Here is a 3,945-nt window from a genome sequence, read left to right on the forward strand (position 1 = left end):
AAGATGTCGCGACTCTGCTTGACCAACAGGGAATAGCCGTTAGAGCTGGTAATCATTGCGCTCATCCGCTCATGGATGCTCTTGGTGTTAAAGGCACCATCCGCGCTTCATTCGCGGTTTACAACACAATGGAAGATGTTGACAGGTTAGTCGCTGCGCTCGAGAAAGCGGTGGATATGTTATAGCGAGTGGCGAGTCAATTATGCAGGGTTGGCACTTTCACCAACCCTTTTCTTTTACAGCCATAAAATAAAACCGTCATCCTCAAGAGGGAGGCACGACCGAATTGGGGATCTCTTCAAGCGAGTGAGAACCTTTTTAAGATTCCCTACTCACTCCTTCGTCGCTCTATGGAATGACAATTTGTCTCGCGAAGGACGCCGTCGGCTCTCAGAGCGCAGCGTTCTACCTTCTCGCAGGGCGAAGCCCGAACTCGAAGCGCAGCGTACTTTTAGTTATAGCTCATCAAACGCTTCAATCGCCTCAGAAAGCTTTTTAACACCGTGAATTTGCATGCCTGCAATACCACCTTTCGGCATATTGGCTGCAGGTACAATCGCCCTCTTAAAACCATGCTTGAATGCTTCGTTTAGGCGCTCTTGCCCGCTTGGTACGGGACGAATCTCACCAGCAAGTCCTACTTCACCAAATACCACCACGTCTTTTGGTAGTGGCCTATCTCTAAAGCTAGAAAGGAGCGCCATCACTAAGGCTAAATCGGCACTGGTTTCGGTTACCTTGACACCACCGACGACGTTAACAAACACGTCTTGATCGGCCATTTGTAAGCCGCCATGTTTATGCAGCACAGCCAAAAGAAGCGACAGACGGTTTTGTTCTAGGCCCACCGCAACTCGACGTGGGTTAGCGAGCTGTGAGTAATCCACCAGCGCCTGAATCTCTACAAGCAGCGGGCGTGTTCCCTCCCAAACCACCATTACAGAGCTGCCAGATGTCTCCTCTTCACCGCGGGATAAGAAAATAGCGGAAGGATTGCTGACCTCTTTTAAACCTTGACCCGTCATGGCAAAAACACCGAGTTCATTCACGGCACCGAAACGGTTCTTATGACTACGCAAGGTTCTAAAGCGACTATCGGTTCCACCATCAAGCAGTACTGAACAGTCAATAATGTGCTCAAGCACTTTGGGGCCAGCTAAGCTGCCATCTTTGGTTACGTGGCCAACAATAAACACCGAGACATTGTTTTGCTTCGCGTAACGAGTCAAGGTTGTCGCTGCCTCTCTCACCTGAGCGACACTACCCGGCGAAGACTGTACATCCGAGACATGCATAACCTGAATCGAGTCAATCACCATGATTTTTGGCTGCTCTTTTTCTGCGATCTGGCAGATGCGATCGACATTGGTCTCAGATAACATTTTTAAATTGTCTTTCGGCAAGCCTAAGCGAGAAGCACGCATCGCTACCTGCTGTAATGACTCCTCACCCGTGACATAAAGCGTTGGCATTTGAGACGCTAAGTAACACATGGTTTGCAATAGTAGTGTCGACTTACCCGCCCCAGGGTTACCACCGATTAAGATCGCCGCACCGGGCACCACGCCACCACCAAGTACGCGGTCGAGCTCTTTAAAGCCACTGGTAAAACGCGGAACCTCTTGTAGGTCAATCTCAGACAAGGTCTGGACCTTAGTTTCCGCCGTTGTTCCTGCATATCCAGAAAGACGCTCATTTCTAGCGACTGTTGGTGACGCTGCTAAACGCACTTCACTGATCGTATTCCATGCACCGCACGCATTACATTGTCCTTGCCAACGGGGGAAATCCGCCCCACAGTCATTACATACGTAGGCTACCTTTGCTTTTGCCATGCTTCCTCAAGTGTTTAAAATTGTGTATTTGTGACCCAAGCGGCATCCGCGCTTGCCTATGTGACCATCTATACTGAATTAGAGGTAACATATCACTAAAGATCTTTATATCAAGGTCGATATTTTGGGTAAGGGATACTCTAACAAAAAAATATGCAGCAGCCAGAAATACTCTCTCTCGCGGAACGATTAATTCCCGTATACAACTCAGAAGATTTCGAATTCGTTCTTGGTCAGATGACCGAGGGAGAACCACCGTCGGTCAAAATTCTGGTTAAGATGGAACTTAACCGAGTAATGGCACCTTGCACTAAACCTATTGATTTAAGAGGAAGGGTAAAAGGTGAATGCCGTGAATACGAACTTGATGGCATCAAACACTGGCTCGATGACGTAGCATTTAACGCTTATCATAAAAACATCAAAAAATTCAACGGCTACACGGAAGGCGTTTGGGAAGCGCTGTGCAACACCCACAACAATTTCAGAGTCATGCAACAGCGTGGCAAGCCAATCGGAACAGAAGTCACCACAGAGCTTAATGGTATTGATGTTGAAGCCGTTGTCATGGGGTACGACCTTAAGCGTAAAGAGAACCGACTAAAGGTCTCTTCTCAAATAGAGATAGAGCTGTTAAGCGGCCAAATTGTCCATGCAACGACCGTCGACCTCTCTCCATCGGGAGCAAAATTTAAAGTTCCTTCCGCTTTCAACTACAAACTCGGGGAAGTCATTGATGTTCGATTAGTCGAACTGAGCAAGACATTAGAAGTTGAAGGCATCAACTCTGTAATCCCGTATCGAATTGTTGGTATTGATGAGTCTTATGAGAATGACGCCGTTAAATACCTGCGTGTTCTCAAACTAGACACCACTAATTTAATTGAATTAGTGATTGAACAGTTATTGAAGAGTGACAGCCAAAAAACTCGTCACGATAACCAAGACAAAATCATCCGTGCCCGCTCACGAGGTTTTGAGCATACCTATCTAAAACATACCTGTAATTTACCAGTATTTTTTAGTGGCAATGAGCTTAAGTTGGCGCTAATGACCGAAAACAATCAGAAGATCTGGCAATACTGGCATGATGAGCGCAATCAACAGAGCTTGAGTAATCTATTTAACAATCAGCGTATGTCACTACTGACTACGGAAGGTATGAGGGGTAGTAGCAACGTTATCTACTCTTTTACCCATGAGCATCAAGAGAAAACACTATTCTTTTCAATGATGATGCCCGAAGCAAAGAGAGATCTACGTCAGCTCTTCTGGCACATAGGAGCGAAGAAAGATAGTTGGAAAGCATTTAGGCTGTCAGTGTTTGAACTCTCTGGTGAGGAGAAGCTCGCGCTATCAGAGCACACCAGCGAGCTAGACCTTGAAGCGTCATCGCTAACCCATTGCGGAATTTTGCAAGAGATCGCTGACGAAACCAGTCGCCAAGACTATCTATTAGCAGAGAAACCACGCTTGCCTAGCAGCGAATTAAACCAGTTTAGACATGCAAGAAACCCAGACACTAATCCGGTATGCATCTACTTTGACGCTAAATCTCGCCGCAAAGAACCAAGGTACCAATTTAAATCTCCGATTATACTTTCCGATTCTGAATCAAATCAGTGTGAAGGTTTTAGCATTGATCTTTCTAAGCATGGAGTAAGCATTTCGCTCACTTCTCCCTGTCAGTTAAAAGCAGGAGATGCTTGCCGAATCAATTTTAAAGAGTTACAGCTTTACGATAAAAAGCTGCCGCTCGATGAAGTCCCCTATCAAGTGGTCAGAGTCAGCCCAGGAGGAAAACAACTTCAACTCTCTATCATCGAAGATAGTCAGATTATGCGTACCATCGCCTTCTTCGGTACGCTCATCGATCATAACCAAGACAAACTAATCGCGAAAAAAGAGATCCTACCGAGTAACGCTCTGCTTGAAGGTTTGCATGACATTCTGCTCGATAAAATGGTCAGTTCTCCATTGTTCGTCGAAAAAAAAGCAGGAAGTTTACGCCCGAAAGCCATAGGCATTAACTATCCACTCAAGCCATATTTAACCATTTTGGCCAAGCTTGGTGATGAGAAAAACTTCTCACTCGGGCCTATCTACAAAG

Annotated in this window: 3 protein-coding genes; 2 read left to right on the forward strand and 1 reads right to left on the reverse strand. The window is 46.1% G+C overall.

Annotated elements, in window-relative coordinates:
- On the forward strand, positions 1-185 hold a 185-nt coding region (locus tag QTO00_RS16015; RefSeq protein WP_331425683.1), incomplete at its 5' end, for an aminotransferase class V-fold PLP-dependent enzyme.
- 270 nt (positions 186-455) lie between these two features.
- On the opposite strand, the gene radA is transcribed toward QTO00_RS16015, so the two are convergent.
- Positions 456-1,835 carry a DNA repair protein RadA gene (gene radA, locus QTO00_RS16020; RefSeq protein WP_331425684.1) on the reverse strand — a complete coding sequence of 460 codons (1,380 nt, stop codon included), beginning with the start codon at positions 1,833-1,835 and terminating at the stop codon, positions 456-458.
- Positions 1,836-1,988: 153 nt separating this feature from the next.
- On the opposite strand from radA, the gene QTO00_RS16025 reads away from it, so the two are divergent.
- Positions 1,989-3,945: PilZ domain-containing protein (locus tag QTO00_RS16025; protein ID WP_331425685.1), on the forward strand; the 1,957-nt coding region annotated here is incomplete at its 3' end.

Source organism: Vibrio sp. M260118 (assembly GCF_036533755.1).
Classification (GTDB): domain Bacteria; phylum Pseudomonadota; class Gammaproteobacteria; order Enterobacterales; family Vibrionaceae; genus Vibrio.